Annotated in this window: 20 protein-coding genes and 1 pseudogene; 11 read left to right on the top strand and 10 right to left on the bottom strand. The window is 52.5% G+C overall.

Annotated features, from left to right (window positions below):
* Positions 1–20: 20 nt before the first annotated feature.
* Both MKZ35_RS21050 and yihA read right to left on the bottom strand, forming a co-directional pair.
* On the bottom strand, positions 21–449 hold the full coding sequence (locus MKZ35_RS21050) for a TonB family protein (protein ID WP_482515186.1): 429 nt from the start codon (positions 447–449) through the stop codon (positions 21–23).
* A gap of 61 nt (positions 450–510) precedes the next feature.
* Entirely contained in the window at positions 511–1128 is a 618-nt protein-coding gene (gene yihA, locus MKZ35_RS21045) for a ribosome biogenesis GTP-binding protein YihA/YsxC (RefSeq protein WP_482515185.1), read from the bottom strand.
* A gap of 450 nt (positions 1129–1578) precedes the next feature.
* Here yihA and MKZ35_RS21040 point away from each other — a divergent pair, with 450 nt between their 5' ends.
* From MKZ35_RS21040 to MKZ35_RS21025, 4 genes are all read left to right on the top strand, one after another.
* A complete protein-coding gene (locus MKZ35_RS21040; RefSeq protein ID WP_482515184.1) occupies positions 1579–3855 on the top strand; it encodes an OmpA family protein in 2277 nt (758 codons plus the stop codon).
* A gap of 129 nt (positions 3856–3984) precedes the next feature.
* Positions 3985–4710, top strand: a complete 726-nt coding sequence (gene ubiE / locus MKZ35_RS21035) for a bifunctional demethylmenaquinone methyltransferase/2-methoxy-6-polyprenyl-1,4-benzoquinol methylase UbiE (RefSeq protein WP_482515183.1) — start codon at positions 3985–3987, stop codon at positions 4708–4710.
* Positions 4659–5441 (top strand): type IX secretion/gliding motility protein PorT/SprT, encoded by a 783-nt coding sequence (porT, locus tag MKZ35_RS21030; protein WP_482515182.1) that lies wholly within the window; start codon positions 4659–4661, stop codon positions 5439–5441. The genes ubiE and porT overlap by 52 nt, the downstream gene beginning before the upstream one ends.
* A gap of 89 nt (positions 5442–5530) precedes the next feature.
* Positions 5531–6280, top strand: a complete 750-nt coding sequence (locus tag MKZ35_RS21025; RefSeq protein ID WP_482515181.1) for an SDR family NAD(P)-dependent oxidoreductase — start codon at positions 5531–5533, stop codon at positions 6278–6280.
* A 133-nt stretch (positions 6281–6413) separates the two neighbouring features.
* On the opposite strand, the gene MKZ35_RS21020 is transcribed toward MKZ35_RS21025, so the two are convergent.
* Both MKZ35_RS21020 and cdd read right to left on the bottom strand, forming a co-directional pair.
* On the bottom strand, positions 6414–7064 hold the full coding sequence (locus MKZ35_RS21020) for an alpha/beta hydrolase (RefSeq protein WP_482515180.1): 651 nt from the start codon (positions 7062–7064) through the stop codon (positions 6414–6416).
* A 26-nt stretch (positions 7065–7090) separates the two neighbouring features.
* Positions 7091–7588: a cytidine deaminase gene (gene cdd / locus MKZ35_RS21015; protein ID WP_482515179.1), complete on the bottom strand. Its 498-nt coding sequence runs from the start codon at positions 7586–7588 to the stop codon at positions 7091–7093.
* A gap of 275 nt (positions 7589–7863) precedes the next feature.
* Here cdd and MKZ35_RS21010 point away from each other — a divergent pair, with 275 nt between their 5' ends.
* The 3 genes and pseudogenes from MKZ35_RS21010 to MKZ35_RS21000 all read left to right on the top strand — a co-directional run bounded on the left by MKZ35_RS21010 (position 7864) and on the right by MKZ35_RS21000 (position 10857).
* Complete coding sequence (locus MKZ35_RS21010) at positions 7864–9219, top strand: saccharopine dehydrogenase family protein (protein ID WP_482515178.1); 1356 nt, start codon at positions 7864–7866, stop codon at positions 9217–9219.
* A 15-nt stretch (positions 9220–9234) separates the two neighbouring features.
* Positions 9235–10170, top strand: a complete 936-nt coding sequence (locus MKZ35_RS21005) for a hypothetical protein (RefSeq protein WP_482515177.1) — start codon at positions 9235–9237, stop codon at positions 10168–10170.
* A pseudogene (locus MKZ35_RS21000) lies at positions 10163–10857 on the top strand (ATP-binding cassette domain-containing protein). The gene MKZ35_RS21005 and the pseudogene MKZ35_RS21000 overlap by 8 nt, the downstream one beginning before the upstream one ends.
* A gap of 3 nt (positions 10858–10860) precedes the next feature.
* On the opposite strand, the gene MKZ35_RS20995 reads toward MKZ35_RS21000, so the two are convergent.
* The 6 genes from MKZ35_RS20995 to aroQ all read right to left on the bottom strand — a co-directional run bounded on the left by MKZ35_RS20995 (position 10861) and on the right by aroQ (position 15636).
* On the bottom strand, positions 10861–11580 hold the full coding sequence (locus MKZ35_RS20995; protein WP_482515176.1) for a tRNA1(Val) (adenine(37)-N6)-methyltransferase: 720 nt from the start codon (positions 11578–11580) through the stop codon (positions 10861–10863).
* Positions 11520–12467 (bottom strand): acyltransferase family protein, encoded by a 948-nt coding sequence (locus MKZ35_RS20990; RefSeq protein WP_482515228.1) that lies wholly within the window; start codon positions 12465–12467, stop codon positions 11520–11522. Before MKZ35_RS20990 ends, MKZ35_RS20995 begins: the two co-directional genes overlap by 61 nt.
* Before the next feature lie 309 nt (positions 12468–12776).
* Positions 12777–13241 carry a ribonuclease HI gene (rnhA, locus tag MKZ35_RS20985; RefSeq protein ID WP_482515175.1) on the bottom strand — a complete coding sequence of 155 codons (465 nt, stop codon included), beginning with the start codon at positions 13239–13241 and terminating at the stop codon, positions 12777–12779.
* Positions 13242–13345: 104 nt separating this feature from the next.
* On the bottom strand, positions 13346–13906 hold the full coding sequence (locus MKZ35_RS20980) for a MarC family protein (RefSeq protein ID WP_084447645.1): 561 nt from the start codon (positions 13904–13906) through the stop codon (positions 13346–13348).
* 70 nt (positions 13907–13976) lie between these two features.
* On the bottom strand, positions 13977–15038 hold the full coding sequence (locus tag MKZ35_RS20975; protein ID WP_482515174.1) for an aminotransferase class V-fold PLP-dependent enzyme: 1062 nt from the start codon (positions 15036–15038) through the stop codon (positions 13977–13979).
* Positions 15039–15189: 151 nt separating this feature from the next.
* Complete coding sequence (gene aroQ / locus MKZ35_RS20970) at positions 15190–15636, bottom strand: type II 3-dehydroquinate dehydratase (RefSeq protein ID WP_482515173.1); 447 nt, start codon at positions 15634–15636, stop codon at positions 15190–15192.
* A 199-nt stretch (positions 15637–15835) separates the two neighbouring features.
* On the opposite strand from aroQ, the gene xerD reads away from it, so the two are divergent.
* The 4 genes from xerD (at position 15836) to MKZ35_RS20950 (ending at position 21399) form a co-directional block, all read left to right on the top strand.
* Entirely contained in the window at positions 15836–16735 is a 900-nt protein-coding gene (xerD, locus tag MKZ35_RS20965; RefSeq protein WP_482515172.1) for a site-specific tyrosine recombinase XerD, read from the top strand.
* A 290-nt stretch (positions 16736–17025) separates the two neighbouring features.
* A complete protein-coding gene (locus MKZ35_RS20960; protein ID WP_482515171.1) occupies positions 17026–19959 on the top strand; it encodes an FtsK/SpoIIIE family DNA translocase in 2934 nt (977 codons plus the stop codon).
* A gap of 96 nt (positions 19960–20055) precedes the next feature.
* Positions 20056–20700: an outer membrane lipoprotein periplasmic chaperone LolA1 gene (gene lolA1 / locus MKZ35_RS20955; protein ID WP_482515170.1), complete on the top strand. Its 645-nt coding sequence runs from the start codon at positions 20056–20058 to the stop codon at positions 20698–20700.
* A gap of 96 nt (positions 20701–20796) precedes the next feature.
* Positions 20797–21399, top strand: a complete 603-nt coding sequence (locus MKZ35_RS20950; protein ID WP_482515169.1) for a hypothetical protein — start codon at positions 20797–20799, stop codon at positions 21397–21399.
* Positions 21400–21405: the final 6 nt, after the last annotated feature.

The raw sequence follows: 21405 nt of genomic DNA, 5'->3' as shown, positions 1-21405 counted from the left end.
GTTGGGATGAAAAAGAAAAGTTATTCAGTATTGCCAGCCGGCTTATTAGCCGACAAGCGGAAAACGATGGGCAAGCTAGTCAGAATCGCGTAATCAGGTTTGTTAAACTTGAGCAGGCGCACCACTCGCAGGGCTTCTTCGCCGAGGCCGCCGCCCACGCCCTTCACGAGCTTAATGCCCGTCATGGTACCGTCTGTGTTCAACGTAAAGCTCACAATACAAGTGCCTTGAATACGGTTGCGCCGAGCCAAGACAGGGTAGTTGATTTGCTTATCGATGAAGGCATACATGGCCTCTTGCCCACCTTCGTAGTACTCGGCCACCGGAATAGCTTTGCCTACGCCACCTGCCGCGGTGGTCGTCGCTGGCTTAGCTGCCGGCGTCTGAGCAAAGGCTGGTGCTGAACTAAGTAATAAGCCCAGTAAAAAAACAAAAGAGATTTTTTTCATGAAAAAAACAGATAAATAAGTCGAAAAATAATATTCTCATATCGGCAATTACAAGGCCAATTTAAGAATTATCAGGGGCTTGGGCCAACTGCTTATTTATCTCATTAATAAAACCAAGCACTTCATCGCGGCCCGTCATATCCTCCGCCGACGTGATAAAATAGCGCGGAAGTTCGTCCCAGGTTTCACTCATCTTACGAGTGTAGTCCACCACATTCTGCTGAGTACGCGAGCCCGACTGCTTGTCGGCTTTGGTGAACACGAGTACGAAGGGAACCTCTTCCTTTCCTAGCATCTCAATAAACTCCAGATCAGGGGCCAGGGGAGGGTGGCGCGAGTCGATAAGTACGAATACGCAGGTTAGGTTCTCGCGTTGGCGCATGTAGAACCCAATCATTTTGCTCCAGGCTGCCCGCGCCGTCTTGCTCACCTTAGCATAGCCATAGCCCGGCAAATCGACTAAATACCACTCATCATTGATCAGAAAGTGATTTATAAGTTGCGTCTTGCCGGGGGAGGAGGAGGTTTTAGCTAGTCCTTTCTGATTGGTAAGCATATTAATCAGCGAGGATTTGCCCACGTTGGAGCGCCCGATAAAAGCGTATTCGGGCAGGTTAGGCGGAGGGCATTGGTCTGCGCGTGAGTTACTTGTGACGAATTTAGCTTCGCGAATCAGCATGGTCTTCTCTGCACGGGTGAGGATACAAAGGTAAGTGAAAGCCTTGGCCGTACCGTGCAGTTGATTTTTGGATAGCTGTCAGAACCTTGTTTTAGAATTTATTATAGGCTTGATTTATTGTTTGTCCTTATATATTTAGACCATTGATTTACGAGGTGTAAAATTCATTACACGATTCTTTTTAATTAAATTGGATAGGATGAAGGTCGTATTATAAAATTTCTATCTTTGCCGCCAAGTACCTGCTTTTTGGATAGAAATATGCCAGTCTTATTGAACTGTTGTTTGTACTTTTTGAGCACAGTTTCTTAAATGGTATAAGATGACTTACTAACCTTGGCACTACATCTAAGTATAAGGGGCCAATTTGCCCGGAAATTACTTCTATTACGCTAAGCGCCTCTTGCTACTTCTTACTCCCTGCACCCTTTAGTATTTAACCCTCCAACAATGGATAACTTAGTCAGAAGTTTATTGAAAGCTTCTTGCGCCTTCGCTCTTGCCGCTGCTGTTGCCCAGCCCACAATGGCTCAGGGCAGCCGCAAGCAGCTCAAGACTGCGAATAAGTTCTTTTCCCAAGAGAACTACCGCGCTTCTATTCCTTTTTACGAGCAGGTATTAGCCGCGGAGCCAAACAATGCGCTTGCTCTATTTCGGGCCGGTGTTTCATACATGTCGTTTGATAAGGAAAAGGCCAGCGACTATATCTATAAAGCGCAACGCTTGAAGCCGAAGGTTTCGAAGGACGTTGAGTACTGGTTGGGCCGCGTAGATCACCTCAACTATAACTTCGACGAGGCAATCACGCATTATCAGACCTACAACGCTACTCTTAAGCAGAAGGACACGCGCAAATCAGAGCTGGCTCAGCTGATTCAGCACAGCAAAAACGCTAAAGTTCAGTTCAGTACTCCTAAGGATATCTTTGTTAAGAACCTTGGGCCTACAATCAACACGATTCACTCCGAGCACAGCCCCGTTATTTCGGCCGATGACAAGATTTTACTCTTCACTTCACGGGGCGAGAATGTAACTGGTGCTGGTAACGCCGATAGCAAAAAAGGCGGTAACCTGGCTTCTGATGGTGAGTACTTCGAGGACATTTTCGAGGCTAAGCGCATTGGCGACGACGAATGGGAAAAGCCTCGCTCGCTAAGCGGCGTGCTCAACGGTAAAGGCCACGACGCATCCATTCAGGTGTTCGACAACGACACCAAAATGCTGATGTACCGCCAAGACGAGAATGGTGACCTGTTCTACTCCGAAAAAACCGGAGGTGATTGGACTCCACCCAAAAAGCTGAATGGCAATGTAAATACAAACGCTTTCGAGTCGGACGCTTATATCACGCCAGACGGTCAGACGATGTATTTTTCTACCGGAAAATACTCCGAGGATAACACGCTGGACATCTACGTATCTACCCGCTCTGGCAATGGAGATTGGGGTAAGCCTAAGCCAGTAACTGGCATCAACACCAAGTACGATGATGATAGCCCGTACCTGAGCAAGGATGGCAAAACCATGTACTTCAGCTCACGCGGTCTGAATACCATGGGCGGCTACGACATCTTCAAGTCTACTTATGACTCGATTGGTCGGAAGTGGGGTCGACCCGAGAACATGGGCTACCCTATCAATACGCCCGATGATGATACTTACTATCGTTTAAGCCCAGATGGTACCTATGCTTATCTATCCAGCTACCGCATTGGTGGTTACGGGGAGAAAGACATCTATACCATCAACTACATCAAGAATGCCACTATTCGGGGTAAGGTGTTCAGCTTGCGCGACAGCACGGTAATTCCAGGGGCAGAACTAGTATTCAGTGGTACTCAGGCTGACCAGACAGCTCTTAGCTACCGCGACGTAACTAAGCCCGGAACCGGTGATTATCAAGTCAGCGTCCTGTCGGGTCGTCCCTATCAGGTAGCTGTATCGGTAGATGGTAAGAACATTATTACCGAGGAGTTCCAGGTGCCAGTGGCTACCAACGACTCGACGATAGTTGAGAAGAACTTCTACGTGCCCTATGTGGATAGCTCCAACGTGTACGCCTTCAAGAAGATCTACTTCGAGACCGACAAGTATGCACTGCGCCCTGAGTCTATCACGGAGCTGGATAGAATCGCTAGCATCCTGAAGTCAAACCCCGGCGTAAATATTTCGGTGGAAGGTCACTGCGACGCGCGCAATACGGATGAGTACAACATGACCCTCGGCGACAACCGCTCAACGGCTGCTTACAAGTACTTGCTGCGTAAGGGCATCTCAGATGCTCGCCTCGTAACCGCAAGCTACGGTGAGCGTCGTCCGGCTGCTCCGAACGATTCACCTGAAAACATGCAGCTTAACCGTCGGGTTGAGTTCCGCGTGATTCAGCGTGAAGGCGAGCCTGCTCCGGCTTTGAACACGGGTAACAGCACTACTACGACAGGTGCTGGCACCACGCCAACTTCTTCTTCTCAAGCGGTAGCTCCAGCTACCTCCACTGACTCAGCTACCTCTGCTGCTCCCATGGGAACCGCGTTGCCCGATGGAAAGGTCAAGGTTAAAACGGCCGACGGCACCATGATCAAAACGAAAGTGGATGACGAGAAGGTGAAAATCAAGACGGAGTCACCCAACGGCGAGGCGTCGAAAACCAAAGCCAAAAACGGCGAGATTGACTCCAAGGTGAAAGACGCTGACGGCAAAACGAAAGTGAAGACCGACAACGACTAATCAGCTTTCCAACACCCCAGAAAACGGGTCGGGCTCTATGCCCGACCCGTTTTTTCAACATAATGCCCCCCAGCGCGTTATGTTTGAGCAATTTTGCCCTCCTTCCTTCGTTGTTTGCCCCAGAGCATTATGACCGTTGTACCCTATAAAGATGATGCTGCCGGCAAGAAGTCGCAGGTAGCCCAGATGTTTAATAGCATCGCTGGCAAGTATGACTTCCTGAATCACTTTCTGAGCGCTGGCACCGATATTTACTGGCGGCGTAAGGCCGTGAATCAGCTGAAGGATCTGCGCCCGGCGCGCATTCTTGATATAGCGACCGGCACGGCCGACTTTGCCATCGAGAGCCTGCGCCTGTCGCCGGAAACGCAGGTGACTGGGGTAGATATTTCGGAGGGAATGCTGGAGGTAGGGAGGCGCAAACTGAATGAGAAAGGCCTTTCGCACCGTATTCAACTGGAGCTGGGCGATTCGGAAAGCCTGCCTTTTCCAGATAATCACTTCGACGCGGTGACGGCTTCGTTTGGAGTGCGTAATTTTGAAAACCTTAAGCAAGGACTCGCTGAAATGCAGCGGGTATTGCGGCCGGGAGGCAAACTGGTGATTCTGGAGTTCTCCAAACCCACCGCTTTTCCCCTTAAGCAAGCGTATAATTTCTATTTTCGGCGCGTATTGCCCGTTTTTGGTAAGCTCATTTCCAAAGACCGGGCTGCCTACACCTACCTGCCCGAATCGGTGCAGGCTTTCCCCGATGGTCCTGACTTCCTGTCTATCTTACAGCAGGTTGGCTTCAAAAATCCCGCATGGCAACCCCTCACGTTCGGCATAAGCTCCATTTACACGGCTCAAAAGTAATTTGTCTGGCTCTGGTCGGATTTTTTCTGCTGCTCTCATTTAGTTCTCAGGCGCAGCAAAAGCGTAAACCCCGCGCTAAAATTGGTAAAAGAGGTAATGTTAAGTCTATCACCATCGATAACCTGGCCGATTATGACAGCCGGTGGTTTCACCCCGGCTTCTATGTTGCCCCCAATTTCTCGAGCTACAGCATTGAGCAGTCGCAGGCGTATGTAGGTAGCCAGGCGGTAACTGCTAACTCCATCATTAGCCCTGGCTTTTCTGTTGGCTTCGTTGGTGATGTGCGCCTGGCCAATCATTTCAACCTGCGCTTCACGCCGGGAGTGAGCTTTATCACGCGTCGCGTGGAGTTTAAGCCCTTGCTCACCAGTGACTCTATCCAGACCCAGGAAATAGGGACTACGCAGCTTGACTTTCCGCTTCTGTTGAAGTTTAGATCGGATCGGCGGCGCAATACGCGGGTGTATGTGGTGGGGGGCGTAAAGCCTAGCTTTAACGTCGGCAACCGCCGCAAAGACCCGGAGCGCAATCTACTGCGCACTAACGACAGCGACATTGCCATTGAGTATGGTGTCGGCCTCGACCTGTTTTATCCGTTATTCAAGTTTGCCCCCGAGCTGCGTTTCTCCCACGGGCTGACTAATCTTTTGCAACCTGGCTCAAACGTGTACAGCCGCAGCCTGCAAAGCATGCGCGCCCATACCGTTACTCTTTACCTTACCTTCGAATAGAGAAATAGCTAAAAAGCCCCCCAGCGCGTGTTTTCGTGCCCTGGGGGGCTTTTTTCTTGTCTAGAATTTTCATAATTGTACAGCCTAACATGAAAACTGCTTTTATCACGGGTGCTTCTTCAGGGATTGGTCGGGCGACGGCCGTAGCGCTGGCGCAAGTGGGGTTCCAGCTCGTCGTGACGGGACGTCGGCGGGAGCGACTGGAACAACTGGCCCAGCAGTTGGCGCCCACGCCCGTGCACATGCTGCTCTTTGATGTGCGCGACCGGGCAGCCACCGATGCTGCCGTGGCTAGTTTGCCTCCTGATTTTCAGCAGATTGATGTGCTCATCAATAATGCTGGTGGCGCTCATGGCTTGGCGCCCATTCAGGATGGCGACCCCGAAGATTGGGACCAGATGCTGGACAGCAACGTGAAGGGGCTGCTCAACGTGAGTCAGGCTATTTTGCCCAGCATGGTAGGGCGTAAGCAAGGCCACATTATCAATATCGGCTCGATTGCGGGCCACGAAACCTATGCCAATGGCAATGTATACTGTGCCTCCAAGGCGGCCGTGGCAGCGCTTTCCAAAGGCATGCGACTTGACCTGCTGCCCTACCACATTCGCGTAGCTGAAGTCAATCCGGGGGCAGTAGAAACTGAGTTTTCGACGGTTCGCTTTAAAGGAGACGCAGACCGTGCCAGCAGCGTATATAAAGGCTATGAGCCGCTACGGGCCGAAGACGTAGCCGACGTTATTCAGTTTATGGTCACGCGCCCAGCCCACGTAAACATTGCGGAGGTCCTTCTTCTACCGGCGGCTCAAGGGGCAGCCACAACAATGCTGAAAAACCTATAAGCTTTGGGCTGCTAACAAAGAAAGTCTAAAAAAGCCCCCAGCGGACGAAAACAGGCGCTGAGGGCTTTTTTGGTTTTTAAGATCGTGGTTGCTGGCAAGCTGCTCCGATGAAGCTTGGTTTTGCCTAAACCAGTTACTTGAGTTGCCGCAGTAGGGTGGCGTTTAGCTCATGCTTGCCCGCAAAGCGCAGTACGGTGGGCTCCACGCCCAATCGAAGTAGAAAGTCGCGCTGCTTTTGTAGGTGAGCTTCTTTGATAAACTCGTCCTGGTCGCCACAAACCAGCACTACGGGCAGGCGTTGCAATAAGTGGGTTGCCACCGCAAAATCTATATCCTCGGGGAAGGCGCCGGCCCACAAAATGAGCCGATCCGGCCGAAAAATGGCACGAGCCAGCCACCGGCTAACGGTAGCTGCGCCCTGCGAGAAGCCCAACACGGTAATGGATACGTCTGGGGGGTATTTTTCCAGCAGCGTTTCGGCTAGCTGATTTAAATACGCCACATAGTCGTCAATCTCAGCTAGGCGGTCTTCGCGCGTCATCCAGCTCGCCCCGACGCGGCCTCCATTGCCCTGCAAATAAAAGCGGGAGAGACCTTCAGGCGCTATTATTACGGTATCGTCGGCTTCGGTAAGCACGGCAAAATGTCGGATAAAATAGGCCGCCAACTGTCCGTAGCCGTGGCACACAAACCAAATGTGCCGGGTGTGCTCCGTTAGCTCACCCAGTTGATAATACCGCGCCGTGCGCGCCACCGTAAGCCGATGCTCCTGAGCTAAAGCCACCTCTGATAGTTAGAATGCTGCAACTTCTAAGCAGGCTGCCCCGGCAGATTGTCGGCCGAAAACTGAAACGGTAGCAAATCGGAAAGGGTGCGGAAGCGGTAGATAGTACCATTGGGACCCGGCAAAAGCAATGGAATCAGCTGGTTCTGGCGGTTTTCGTACTCGGTCATTACCTGCCGGCAGGCCCCGCACGGCATGGCCATCATAAAGTCGCCCTGGGCCGGCCGGGCAGCCACCGCCATGCCTACGATGCGACGCTCAGGCTGGCTTACCGCCAGGCCAAATAAGGCTGTTCGCTCAGCGCACAAGCCCGATGGATAGGCCGCGTTTTCCTGATTTGAACCCCGAAAAACAGAGCCATCGTCGAGGAGCAGCGCGGCGCCGACGTGAAAGTGGGAATAAGGAGCGTAGGCGTGGTCGGTGGCAGCGCGGGCCGCTTGCCAGGTGGTGGCTTCGGATGGAGTGAGCTCCGCTTCGGAAGCCAGTACATCCACGGTAATAGTCAGTTGTAATGGGTGAGCCATTGGCAGGTCTAAGGAAAGGCAGCGTTCCATCACCAACCAAGCGGCCCCGGTAGGAGAAGGGGCGGTGAATGTAAGACATTTATCCTTTTACAAGTGTATCTACATCGAAACATTAAGAAATTTGCCCCCCGGACTTCCTTTCATCCGTTCTGACGCCCTGGTGGTCAGTACCTTCGTTGGCACAGTTGGTCATTGGCTGCTAACGAAGCTTCCGTTGCCAGACGACAGATTCGAGCCAGAGTTCGTAGACTTGCGCATCACTACGCACCTTTCTCTTGAAAAATATTCTGCTGCTCGGAGCCGGGCGTTCGGCATCTTCTCTGATCAATTACCTATTGCGCCATGCGCCTACCGAAGGCTGGCACCTCACCGTGGCCGATGTGCAGCCCGCGCATCTGGTGTCCATCCTCGTGGCACACACCGAGTATGCCCGCGCCGTACCCTTTGATATTCAAAATGATGCGCTGCTGGAAGAGCTGATAGCCGGCGCTGATGTGGTCATTTCCATGTTACCTGCGGCGTTTCATCCGGTGGTTGCCCGTGCGTGCGTGCGCCACCGCCGCCACCTGGCCGCCGCCAGTTACGTCACCGACGAAATCCGCGCTCTTAATGCTGAAGCCCAAGCTGTTGGCGTGACACTGCTGATGGAATGTGGCCTCGACCCCGGCCTCGATCATATGTCGGCTATGCAGGCAATAGCGGGCATTCGGGCGCGTGGGGGGCAATTAGTGTCCTTCAAATCATACTGCGGCGGGCTGCTCACCCCCAAGTCAGAGGGTGACAATCCGTGGCGCTACAAGTTTACCTGGAACCCGCGCAACGTCGTGTTGGCTGGGCAAAGCACTGCCAAATACCTCGAAAACGGCCAGCCGCATTTTATTCCGTATCAACAGCTTTTTCGTCGCTTAGAGGTGTTGGAAGTGCCCGGCTACGGCCAGTTTGAGGGCTACGCCAACCGCGACTCACTTAGCTACCGCGCACCCTACGGCCTCGAAGATATTCCAACTATTTTGCGGGGCACCTTGCGCCGGCCGGGCTATTGCGCCGCCTGGCACGCTCTGGTGCGCCTCGGCCTCACCGACGACACCGTGCAGCTGGGCAATACGGCTGACTGGACGTGGCCGCAGCTTATTGCTGCCTACCTGCCTCCCTCCGCTGCCGTGGGGGGCAATTTGGCCGCTCAGTTTGCCGATTATCTGAGTTTAAACCCTGATGGGGAAGAGATGCGCCTGCTCAGCTGGCTCGGGCTGTTCAAGCACAAGGCCGTTGGCCTACCCAATGCTACCCCGGCCCAACTGCTTGAGCACCTGCTAACCGAAAAATGGCGTCTTCAGCCCGGCGACCACGATCTGATTGTGATGCAGCACCTTTTCGAGTTTACGCTGAATGGTGAGCGGTATCGGCGTACTTCCTCGCTGGTCGTGCCCGGCGACGACGCTACCCACACGGCAATGGCCAAGACGGTAGGCTTGCCCCTGGGTATGGCAGTTCGCCGTCTGGCTCGTGGTTTGGTGCCTCACCGTGGCGTGGTTATTCCCACGCACCCTGATTTATACGAGCCTATTTTAGCTGAATTAGAGGCTGATTATGGAATTGTATTCCAGGAAGAAGAGACTACTTACCAGGCCTGACCCGGTGTTATGGCAATGAAAAATTACCTCAGGCTGCGGCTCGTAATTCTGGGCCGACAGGTGGCTGAGCTGGGCTGGCTGCGCCTGCTCGTGCTGGGACCTATGCTGCTGGCGGTTCTGGGGCAAGCGCTCCGATTACCCGAAAAAACGCCGGCCGGGGCGTGGCTGCTGGCGGGCTTGAGCTTTGGTGTGTGCTGGTCGCTGCACCGGCAACGCCCTGATCTGGCGTTTTTGCAAGGTGCCGCGCCTGATTTTCGGCGCTGGCTGCTGGCCGAGTACGCGCTGCTGCAACTGCCAATAGTTGGCGTACTGCTGGCGCGCGGGGCGTGGTTGGCAGCGAGCCTGGCGCTGGCCTTGTTGCCGCTCATCACGCACACGCCGAATAGAGCACTGGCTTTACCGAGGCGGGAAAGAGTTAGCCTTTGGCGCAGTGAAACCTTTGAGTGGGTAAGCGGCTACCGCAAAACCGGTGCCTGGCTTGTCTGGTCACTGGGCCTGGGCGTAGCGGTTTGGCAGCGGCACAGTACAGTAGCGGCGCTGGTGCCGCTGCTGTGGACGTTGGTGGTTTCCTCCTTCTATTTTACCGCCGAAGATGCCGTGCTGCTGCTGCAATATCCGCGGCGGGCCGGCGCGTTTCTGCGTCGTAAAATCGGTTTCGCGCTCGGCTTTTACCTGCTCACCAGCCTGCCTTTCATCGTATTGCTGGGCACTGGCCCCGTTACCTGGGGCGGGGCGCTGGCGATACTGCTCTGGGGCACCGTAGTGCTGACAATGGTGGTGCTGGCCAAATACGCTTTCTATCCGCACGCCAAGCCCGTGCAGGCCGGCGTAATAGATCTGGCCCTGCTGGTGGCCGTTAATTCGGTATACGTAGCGCTGCTGGCTGCCGCTTGTGGTGGCCTGATCTGGAAAAGTCGGCGGCAGCTGCTTCAGTATCGGTGGCATGATTAACATACAGAACTTGCGCCGCACTTTCGGTTCGCACGTCGTGTTGAACGGCATAAACCTGAATTTGGCCCCCGGCACCATCCATGGCCTGGTGGGGGCCAACGGGGCCGGCAAAACGACTTTGCTGCACTGCCTCTACGGCCTGGATACCAGCTACACCGGCCAGGTGCGCGAAACTACGGGCCTGTCTCTGCGCCAGCACACCGGACTGCTGCCCTACGAGCCGTTTTTTATCCCAGGCTCACCGGCCGCGAGTACGTGCAGTTTTGTCTGCAAGCCCGCGCTCATCCGCTAGTGGATTTGGCGGGCTGGAATCAAATCCTGGAATTACCCCTTGATCAGTACGCCGAAGAATATTCGGCTGGCATGAAGAAGAAGCTGGCGCTGCTGGCTTTATTGGTACAAGACCTGCGCTACCTCATCCTCGACGAACCATTCAACGGTCTCGACTTAGGCACTAATCTGCTGCTCAAGGAGATACTGCTGCGCCTGCGGCAGCGCGGCACCGGCATTCTGCTTACTTCCCATCTGTTAGGCACCCTCACTGACACCTGTGACGAGATAACCGTACTGGCCGCCGGCACCGTGCAGCGTCACTACGTCGTTGCCGAATTTGGGGACTTAGCAAATGATCTGCTGGATAATTTTTATCGGGATAAGCTGACTCAAGTGGCCCGTCTGCTGCCCTGAAGCTTAGAAAGCCAGGTAAAAATCGCGCAGCAACGCCTGAAACTGCGGCGAATACTCCGACGCAGCTCCATAAATATATAAGCTATCCTGCTTCATTGCTTGCTGCTGCCGGCCAAAGCGGGTAATATGCCGGGTGGCGCGGCTGCCCGAACGATGGTGCAACGTAAGGCGAGTACTTGGAAAAAAGCCCCCCAGGGCCGCAGTCTGCTCAAAATGGTGCATTTCTGGCGGCGGCAACAGCACGGTAAGCTGTCCGCCAGAGGTAAGGTAGCGGGCCGCGAAGATTATAATTTCCTCAAAGGATAACGTATCGGCGGCGGTATGGCGGGCTGTTGTGCGCGCCGCATCTGGGGAGCGCAGGGAGTGGCGAAAAAAAGGCGGATTGCAAATAATGTGATCGAATGGCTCGGGTTGGGTCTGCGCAAATTGCTTTAAACTCATTCCGTGAACCTTGATGCGGTTCGCCCAGGGACTAGCCGTCACATTTTCAACGGCTTGCGCAGCGGCAGTTTCGTCTATCTCAACCGCCTCTATCTGGGCATCAGGGTTGCGTTGGGCAGCCATTAACGCTAATAGTCCGGTGCCCGTACCGATATCCAAAAGACGAGCCGCATCGGAAAGGTTGGCAGCCGCCCCGAGCACACAGGCATCGGTGCACACCTTCATTGCGCACTGACCTTGGTCGATGCGGAAGCGCTTGAACTGGAAGTAGGAGTTAGCCAATCGTGACGAGAAGTAATTGATTTAATTTTTCTATTTACAGGCTCCTCAAAGAAGAGATGCACTACTATAGACAGCGCTACTAAAACTAAATAAATAGCTACGGCACCTAGCTTTGACTCCTCATTAAAATAAGGAGCCAGTAATTCATGAATAAGGCCCATATGAATCAGATAAAACGCATAGGAACTTTTACCTAATACAGATAATATTTTAGTTGATAAAAAATCGGCAATAATACTTTGCTCTCTCATTAAACCCCAAAATATAATGACTATGCACCAAGGAAGATACAGATTGTTTACTGCAATGCCAATCGGATGATCTGTGCTATAGTTAACTCCATATACCGCTTTTATTTTTGCCAGTATAAGTAAGCCAAATGCAAATAGTGCAATACCACCATATGTTAAAAATGGTGGCTTGTGTTTGATTTTAATATTCTTTAGAAATAATGCTAAAGCAGCTCCAATAAAGAATTCAGAAAATCGGCCAAAAAAGGTATTGAACGCTACAAAGGTCAGGTCTTCAAATAAAGGGAAGCGAAGAAAATTGAAGAGTTTAACCAGCAAAAAACCCGTAGCAGGTAGTAGAATGATAGCCGCTGTCCAAACTAGGGGTTTGCTTAACTTTCTGCTGTTGAGAGCTGTAAAGAAGAATATAGCGAAAAAGTAGAAGCACTCCTCAACGGTCAGCGACCAAGCCTGCGGAATACCAGTCAATGCGTACTCTGAAGACAGGCTTTTAAGAAGCATTATATTTAGAGTAAGCGCATATAAGTAATACTTGCTAAATCCTGCATTATAAAAAGCGATAATGAAAACAGGAAGTGTTAAAATAATGTAAAGTGGATATATTCTGGCAAACCGGTTAATAATATATGTTTTTATGTTTTTATGTTTTTATATGATAAGCTATTTACGGTGAAATATCTTTCTGTGATAAGAAATCCACTGAGGGTGAAAAAAATGGTGACACCTACATGAAATTCGTGAAAAATGCTTTTCATGAATTGACTACCAAATAGGAGTTGTCCGGGGTTATAATGGTGGATATAGACCATAAACGCCGCAACAGCTCTTACACCGGTTAATGACGAATAGTAGGGGAGTCGCATCTAGTAGCTAATGGCAGTAATGTTGACTTGATTATATTTCTATGATATAATTTAATTGCTAAGCAGACAATCAAAGGTGAATTCACCGTTTAGCTTCAATAAGCTCGTAGCCTTCATCCACGAGTAGCTTGCCTTGCGTAGCGCTATGCACGGCCAGGCGGTCGCAACGCTCGTTTTCAGGGTGGCCGTTGTGGCCGCGTACCCAGCGAAACTGCACGGTGCGTTGCTTGTGCACTTTGAGGAAGCGGCGCCAGAGGTCTTCGTTGGCTTTTTTGCCAAAATCAGGCTTCATAGCCCAACCAAATACCCAGCGCTTTTCTACGGCATCAACCACATATTTGGAGTCGGTGACGACGGTAATGGGCATTTCGGGGCGCGTAACGGCTTCCAGGCCAACAATGACCGCCAGCAGCTCCATGCGGTTGTTGGTCGTGAGTCGAAAGCCTTGAGTAAGTTCCTTCTCGTGGGGGCCGAAGCGTAGAATGGCTCCGTAGCCGCCAGGTCCGGGATTTCCGCGGGAGGACCCGTCGGTGAAAAGGTATATCATTATGACTGGTTGAGTAGCTTACTATCCAAATTTACAGCCTGCCTAACCGCTCATAAGTATGATGAACAAGTAGGCTGCCAGCAACTGGATAAATAGCCACTTACTTAAAAGTTAGCTTTAAACAGCTTAATGGCAATGGCCAGCAGGATTACGCCGAAGACGCGGCGCAAAATATCCTCACCAGCCTTGCCAAGTTTTCGCTCAATCCAGGCGCTGCTTTTGAGTACTGCGTACACAAATACCAGATTTAAGACAATGCCTACCAGTACGTTGGGTAAAGAGTAAGCCGCCCGTAAAGACAGCAAGGTGGTCATAGTGCCGGCTCCCACGATGAGCGGGAAGGCCAGTGGCACGATGGAGCCCGAAGCGGCCAGCGGATCGTTTCGGAATAACTCAATGCCCAGTATCATCTCCATGCCAATAAGGAAGATAATGATGGCGCCAGCTAAAGCAAACGACTGAAAATCAACGCCAAACAGAGACAGAATGCTCTGACCCAGAAACAGAAAAACCACCATCAGCGCCCCTGCCACCAGCGTGGCTTTTTCAGAGTGTACTTTGCCCTCGCGCTGCCGAATCTGGATAATAATGGGGATGGAGCCCAGAATATCGATTACGGCAAATAGGGTAAGCGTAACAGAGAAGATTTCTTTTAAGGAGAACATGGGCAATGGGTGAAGGGCTGAATGGCTGAATGGGGGCAACTAGTATTCAGCCAATCATTCAGCCATTGATTCAAGCGAAGTCTTTGGCGAAAAACTGCACCAGCTTCTCATAGGCCGCATCAGGGATGGCTGGGAAGTTGGCAATACGTAAGCTACTGGCTTTCCAGGTGCCGTAGCCATTGCCTAGCTGCATACCTTGGGCGAGGGCGCTGCGCTTCACCTCGTCAATCAGAGCTGGGGGACCTTGCAAGCCGATGACGGTGGTGGAGCGGGTTTCGGGGTTTTGAACCAGCGGGCTGAGTTGGGTAGCGCTCTCGAAAAAGTCGTAGAGCTTAGTGGCGCGGTCCTGGAGGTGCTGATGTACGGCCTTGATGGGTGCACGGTCCTGAAGCACGCGGCTAAGCAGGTAAATACCCAGTACATTGGGCGTATAGTTAGTTTGCCAGTTGAGCATTTTCTCGTACTGGGCCGTCAGGCTGTTGTAGTGGGAACGCTCATTGAGGTGGCGGAAGCGGGCCACAGCGCGGGGCGACAGCACCATAAGAGCCAGACCAGCGGGCAAACCGAACGCCTTCTGCACCGAAGCAAACCAGATATCGGCCTTGATATACTTCAGCTGAATGCCCCCCAGCGACGAGGTAGCATCGATAGCCAGCAAGGCATTGCCGAGGCGGTTGAACACATTCAGAATAAAACCATCGCGGAGCTGGGTCGCGTTGGAGGTTTCATTCTGCGTAAGGCAAATCAGGTCGGTGTCGTCGGTGAAGGGAAGCGTGTGCACATTCGGTAGCTCATCGAGCCCAAAAGCCTGGCCAGTAGAGGCAGGGCGGAGGGCGCGGGCATAATCGAGCCACTTTTCCCCGAAGGCACCGCTGTACAAGTGAAAGCTCTTGGTGGGCGTCAGGCTTTGCGTCAATACTTCCCAGCACTCGGTGGCCGAGCTGAGAAAGAAAACAGTGTAATCCTGCGGAATATTGAGCTTGGCACGCAAGTCGGCGACGGTTTGGCGCACCAGCCCCGTAAAACGTTCGCCGCGGTGCGGAGCCGAGAGCCAGCCTTCATCGAACGCATCGGTAAGGTATTGGCGCACGGCCGGATACACAGCCGATGGTCCAGGATTGAAAGTATACATTCAGTTGGTGGTTGCTGGTGGAGAAGACAAAGGTAGTAGGAGCAGGGTTTGGCCGACACCTTTCTTGGGGTGACTAACGTTCGCCACCGCCTGATTCATCCTTATTGCTTAATTACAGGCGCAAAAAAGCCCCCCAGCAACCAGCTTTGCTTTACACTTTAAACCCCACGCGCTTCGGACGCAAGCCTTCAAAATAATGCAGCGCCAGCCGGTAGCTATCGAGCTTGAAGCCGGTGATGGTGCCGATGCAATGTTTACCCAGCAAACTTTTCTGCCGAAATTCTTCGCGGGCCGCCAGGTTGGAGAGGTGTACTTCCACTACGGGCGTGTTGATGGCGGCCACGGCATCGGCAAGAGCTACGCTAGTGTGCGTGTAGCCGCCGGCATTAAGCACAATACCATGAAATGTGAAGCCTACTTCATGCAGCTTATCAATTAGCTCGCCTTCGTGGCTCGACTGAAAGTATTCCAGCTTAATGGCGGGAAACGCTTCGTGCAAATCGGGCAGAAAGTCTTCAAAAGAGCGGTTGCCGTAGATGCCCGGTTCGCGCCGACCCAATAAGTTGAGGTTGGGGCCGTTAATAATGATAATTTTCATGAAGTAGGAGTGAAGCGAAAAGGTAAAGGTCGGGGAACGTTGCTAAAACTAACGTTTTCTAGATCGCGCCAAAAAGTACTACTTGCTTCTACGAATGTACCCCGACCTTCAGCATCCCTAAAGTTTCCCTGAAAAAGTGCACTTGTCGGCACGACTCTTGGATTCTTCCTCACACCTCACGCTTCTAACTTTTATACTATTGAACTGGTCCGTCAGCCTCAAGCAATTTGAGGGCTATTTACAACTCGAAAAATCGTTATCTGGCAATAGTGTGGAGGCATATGTGCGGGATGTAGGCAAGTTGCGGCAGTACCTTGAGATATCGCGCCTGTCGGCCAACCCGGAGCAAGTAACAACTCGTATTCTGCGCGATTTTCTGGCTTGGTTGGGCGAATTGGGCTTAGGCGCTACTTCCCAGGCCCGTACATTATCCGGTATTAAGGCCTTCTATAGCTTCCTGATTATGGAAGATTTAATTCTTCTGGACCCCACCGATACGCTGGAAGCCCCCAAGATTGGCCGCAAGCTGCCTGACACGCTGGCCTATGAGGAAATAACACAATTGCTAGATGCTGTGGATATGAGCACCAACGAAGGCCCGCGCAACCGCGCCATCCTGGAAGTGCTATATTCCTCCGGCTTGCGCGTGTCGGAGCTGACGGAGCTGCGCCTCTCCAACTTGTACGCTGATCAGGGCTTTGTGCGCGTGACGGGCAAAGGCAACAAGGAACGCCTCGTACCCATTGGTCGCGACGCCCTTAAGCACCTCAACATCTACCTCACCAGCGTGCGCTGCCACCTCGACGTTGAGCGCGGCCACGAGGATATCGTGTTTTTGAATCGCCGGGGGGCAAAATTGTCGCGGGTGATGATTTTTAACATCATCAAAGCCCTCGCCGATAAAGCGGGTATTCGCAAAACCGTGAGTCCGCACACGTTCCGGCATAGCTTTGCTACCCACCTCATTGAAGGCGGTGCCGACCTGCGCGCCGTGCAGGAAATGCTGGGCCACGAAAGCATCACCACCACCGAAATCTACACCCACCTCGACCGGGATTATCTAAAGCAGGTCATCACCGAATTTCACCCACGCAGCTAGCCACTGATTCTGAGGTGGTTTTCGCATCGTCCCCCTGGGTAAAGGCTTCTTATGGCTTCACCCAGGGGACGCTCCTGTTATTCACAGCAGACTTTTTCGGCCTGTAATGGTTTTGGAACCAGGTTATTTAAGCGATAGAGCGGCCTGGGGGGCAAATTTTCGGTTAGGACTGCGGGCGGGCAAGTGTATCTTTACGAAGCGTGAGGTGTTGACTGCCGGGATAAATTGTTCCCAAGAAACGCCACACTGCCACTTTCTGACTTCTAAATCTGGCCTTTCGGTGCGTAAGCATGGCAAAGAATACCTATAAACAACCCATCACTCCGCCGGCCCGCGGCAATGAGCCCCGTCCGGCCGCCCGGCCCGCCACGCGCCCGGCGCCCGCGCCTGAGCCCACTCCGGTTCCCCGCGAAAACAGTCGCCGCGCCGAGTCCGGCTCCAAACCTGCGCCGGCCAAGGCGGCGCCCAAGGCACCGAAGCCACCGCGCCAATGGCCGAAGCTTCCCTCTCTGGGGGGCATTTTTGGCTTCCTGCGGGACCGTCGCTTCCAGTTGTTTCTTGGGTTTTTCTTTTTGCTGGGCTCTATATACCTCACTATTGCCTTCGTGTCGTTCCTGTTCACGGGCCACGCTGACCAGAGCGTAGTAGGCAGCCTGGCAACTACACCCGCCAAGGAAGCAGGGCAGGAGTCGGGCAACTGGCTGGGGCTGCTGGGCGCAATGGCTGCGCAGGTGCTCATTTATAAAGGCTTTGGCGTGGCTGCGTTTGCCGTCATTCCTATCGTCTTCTTTTTAGGCTATAAAATCGTGTTTCGACGGGCTGGGGTAGGCGTGTCTTTGAGCTACGTAATAGCCTTGTGTCTGTTTTCGATGCTGTGGCTGAGTGCTTTGCTCGGCTATGTAGTGCTGACCCTCCAAACCCCGGATGCCGACCCAACCCTGGCCCACACCCTCGATTTCCTGAGCGGCGGCATTGGGTATGAAGTGGCCTCCTGGCTCGATAGCCTCATTGGCTGGGGCACGGTGCTGCTGCTAGCTTTTCTGTTGATTTCTTTCGTGGTTTTCTTCTTCAACATCACCAGCCTGAGCTTAGGTACGGTCGCTGAAAACGAAGCTGATGCCGGCCGCGCTTCCGCCGCTGATGGCCAGGATCTGTACGGTCGCAGGGGGCTGGGCGTCAATCATGGCGCCGACCCTACTGCCTCGCTGGATGGGGAAGAGGAAGAAAGTGTCCCCCAGATGACGCTGCGCAGCACAAAGCCAGCCATTAAGGGAGAGATAGAAGAGGAATTTGCCCCCCAGTTCACCTCAATGATAGGGGAGGACGAAGATGAAGCATTTGAAGAGGAAGGCCCTGCGCCCACGGGCTCAGTAGCTACCCCAACTTTCAGCATTACGCCTCCCGCTGGTGCGGCACTTCCATTATCGGTAGCACCCAGCTTAGGCACTGCGGGGGCGGCAGCATTGGCCGCTTCGGCTGCGAGCATCAGTGGGCCCAGCTTCTCCGTTGAAATGCCTGTTGATGCCGAAGTAGCTCCCGTGACAAGCCGCGTGCTTACTCCGCTCTCTCTGGCTGATCTGGCTGATGGTACCACGGCTGCACCTACCTCCCCAGCTTTAACCTTAGCTCCGGCTACTCCCGCCGAAACGCCCCCCATGGCCATCACCGTGGCCGACGACGATGATTTCTTTGCCGAAGGCACCGAGAATTATGACCCCACGCTAGACCTTTCGCGCTACCAATACCCCACGCTGGAGCTACTCAACGACTACGGCACCGCCAAAGCCCAGGTGAGCAAGGAGGAACTGGAGGATAATAAAGACCGCATTGTAGAAACGCTGGGTCATTACGGTATCAACATCGCCAGTATTAAAGCTACCATTGGGCCTACGGTTACGCTGTATGAGATTGTGCCTGATGCGGGTGTGCGTATCTCCAAGATCAAGAGCCTGGAGGATGATATTGCGCTGAGCCTGGCGGCATTAGGTATTCGAATCATCGCGCCTATTCCGGGCAAGGGCACTATCGGTATTGAGGTGCCGAATACCAAGAAGGAAATGGTGAGCATCCGTTCGGTGCTGAGCCACGAGAAGTTTCGCACCAGCGAAATGGACCTTCCCATTGCCTTTGGCCGCACGATTACCAACGAGGTATTTGTAGCGGATTTGGCCAAAATGCCTCACTTGCTCATGGCTGGTGCTACAGGTCAGGGTAAATCGGTGGGCCTGAACGTGATACTTGCCTCGTTAATATATAAGCGTCATCCTTCGCAGCTGAAGTTTGTGCTCGTCGATCCTAAAAAGGTGGAATTGAGCATCTTCAACAAAATTGAGCGCCACTTCCTGGCCAAACTACCCGATACGGAAGAAGCTATTATTACCGACACCAAGAAGGTGGTGAACACGCTCAACTCCCTCTGTATGGAAATGGATCGGCGTTACGACTTGCTGAAGGATGCTGGCTGCCGCAACCTGAAGGAGTACAACCGCAAGTTTGTGGAGCGCCGACTCAGCCCTAAGAAAGGCCACCGCTTCATGCCCTTCATCGTGCTCGTAATCGATGAGCTGGCCGACCTGATGATGACGGCGGGCAAGGAGGTAGAAACGCCCATTGCGCGCCTGGCGCAGTTGGCGCGTGCCATTGGTATTCACCTCATTGTGGCTACGCAGCGGCCTTCCGTGAACGTAATTACGGGTATCATTAAGGCCAACTTTCCGTGCCGCATCTCTTTTAAAGTAACCTCCAAGATCGACTCCCGCACCATTCTGGACACCGGCGGCGCCGATCAGCTGGTAGGACAAGGTGACATGCTGTTTTCGGCGGGCTCCGACCTGATCCGGGTGCAGTGCGCCTTCATTGATACGCCCGAAGTAGACCGCCTCTGCGACTTTGTGGGCGAGCAGCAAGGCTATCCCGAAGCGTACGCGCTGCCCGAAGTAGCTGGTGCCGAGGGTGATACTGGTGGTAACAGCGAAGACTTTGACTCCGCCACCCGCGATAGCATGTTTGAGGAAGCTGCCCGCGTGATCGTAACGCACCAGCAGGGCAGCACATCGCTGCTCCAGCGCCGCCTGAAACTAGGGTATAACCGCGCCGGCCGCCTCATTGACCAACTCGAACACGCCGGCGTCGTAGGACCTTTTGAGGGCAGCAAAGCCCGTGAGGTATTAATTCCAGATGAGTACAGTTTGGAGCAATTATTGAATAACCTGAACAAAACTTAGAATTAGGCACTTAAGACTGGAAACAGAGTCATAAAAGTCTAAGTAGTTTCTGATTCTGAGCCTTCACTTTGCAACCGCAATTCCTTCTTCCCTCAAATGAAAAAATTCCTCGCTCTGCTGACGTTATCGGTTACGCTGGTTGCCGCCGCTCCCGCGCAGCAGGACCCCAAAGCTGGTAAGATTCTCGACCAGATGAGTGCCAAGTATCAGGCAATGAAGGCATTCAAGGCTACTTTTACCCAAACCCTCGAAAATGACGCGGCCAAGGTAAAGGAGAACATGACCGGCGACATTACCGTGAGTGGCCAGAAGTTTCGGCTGAAGGTGAGTGGTCAGGAGATCATCAATAACGGCCAGACCATGTGGACCTACATGAAGGACGAGAACGAGGTGAACATCTCCGACTATGAGCCTGAAGAAGGCGAGATTTCGCCCGCTCAGATTTATACGTTGTATAAAAAAGGTTACAAGTACTCCTATGTGCAGGAAGCCAAAGAAGCTGGCGAGGCCGTCGACATCATCGAATTGGCCCCCGATGACCGTAATAACCCTGTTTTCAAAGTTCGCCTATCGGTGAGCAAGGCCGATAAGTCGTTGAAAAGCTGGAAGATGTTCAAGAAGAATGGCAGCCGCACGACCATTACCATCCGCAAATTCCAACCTAACCCGCCGGTGGATGCTACTACCTTCAACTTTGACAAAAACAAGTATAAAGGCGTAAAGGTGATTGACCTGCGCTAGGTAATTTATCTATTATTACATCCGGCCCACTTCTGCATATTGTGGAAGTGGGCCGGTTTGGTTTGTACTTCATGCTAGAATTATTACCTATCAGAAATGAATAAGAATTTTGCAACTATCAACAAAGAATCAATTAGTCAAATACCAATAGGCCAATACACTGCCTTTATAATGGGTGTATGCTCAGCCGCCCTAGCAATCGGACTCAGAATTTTATCATGGTTAGGGATGGAAGATAGTCCGCCGGTAGGGGATCTTATTCTCTTATCAATGGGTATCACTCTATCCTATTTGAGCTTGCAATCAGTCGGAACTCTAAATATTTCCTCGTTAGGCTTTATGACTAAGAGACTGTTCCAAAGTCATGTACATCGGGTATTACAGGATTTTGTTAGTGTCAAGGCTCCTGCTATTTATTCATTCGGCTTTTATGAGATTCAGTTTGTAGATGGTCGTAGCGAATGGTTTCTGCCAAATTCAGCTTTCTATCGTGACTTAATAACGCCGACACTACGCGAAGCTGCAGTTATAAAAGTATTTGGCTCACCTATCTATAATCTTCCTGGTCTCAAAAGTGTTAGCCAACCGTTCGTTGATTTAGGGTTATCGCCCCAGCAAAAGAGCGTGTTGATAGAGAAACAAATTCGTCTATTAATTACAGACTATTCTACTTGCTACTTAGAGCGATTCTTAGGTTGATGTATG

Source organism: Hymenobacter sp. R533113, assembly GCF_056835965.1.
The sequence above is the reverse complement of the archived record's forward strand: the minus strand, read 5'-3'. Positions and strand labels throughout refer to the sequence as shown.

Coding starts and splice junctions, on each gene's coding strand:
- MKZ35_RS21050 (WP_482515186.1), bottom strand. CDS start 449: ATGAAAAAAATCTCTTTTGTTTTTTTACTGGGCTTATTACTTAGTTCA.
- yihA (WP_482515185.1), bottom strand. CDS start 1,128: ATGCTGATTCGCGAAGCTAAATTCGTCACAAGTAACTCACGCGCAGAC.
- MKZ35_RS21040 (WP_482515184.1), top strand. CDS start 1,579: ATGGATAACTTAGTCAGAAGTTTATTGAAAGCTTCTTGCGCCTTCGCT.
- ubiE (WP_482515183.1), top strand. CDS start 3,985: ATGACCGTTGTACCCTATAAAGATGATGCTGCCGGCAAGAAGTCGCAG.
- porT (WP_482515182.1), top strand. CDS start 4,659: ATGGCAACCCCTCACGTTCGGCATAAGCTCCATTTACACGGCTCAAAA.
- MKZ35_RS21025 (WP_482515181.1), top strand. CDS start 5,531: ATGAAAACTGCTTTTATCACGGGTGCTTCTTCAGGGATTGGTCGGGCG.
- cdd (WP_482515179.1), bottom strand. CDS start 7,588: ATGGCTCACCCATTACAACTGACTATTACCGTGGATGTACTGGCTTCC.
- MKZ35_RS21005 (WP_482515177.1), top strand. CDS start 9,235: ATGAAAAATTACCTCAGGCTGCGGCTCGTAATTCTGGGCCGACAGGTG.
- rnhA (WP_482515175.1), bottom strand. CDS start 13,241: ATGATATACCTTTTCACCGACGGGTCCTCCCGCGGAAATCCCGGACCT.
- MKZ35_RS20980 (WP_084447645.1), bottom strand. CDS start 13,906: ATGTTCTCCTTAAAAGAAATCTTCTCTGTTACGCTTACCCTATTTGCC.
- MKZ35_RS20975 (WP_482515174.1), bottom strand. CDS start 15,038: ATGTATACTTTCAATCCTGGACCATCGGCTGTGTATCCGGCCGTGCGC.
- aroQ (WP_482515173.1), bottom strand. CDS start 15,636: ATGAAAATTATCATTATTAACGGCCCCAACCTCAACTTATTGGGTCGG.
- MKZ35_RS20960 (WP_482515171.1), top strand. CDS start 17,026: ATGGCAAAGAATACCTATAAACAACCCATCACTCCGCCGGCCCGCGGC.
- lolA1 (WP_482515170.1), top strand. CDS start 20,056: ATGAAAAAATTCCTCGCTCTGCTGACGTTATCGGTTACGCTGGTTGCC.
- MKZ35_RS20950 (WP_482515169.1), top strand. CDS start 20,797: ATGAATAAGAATTTTGCAACTATCAACAAAGAATCAATTAGTCAAATA.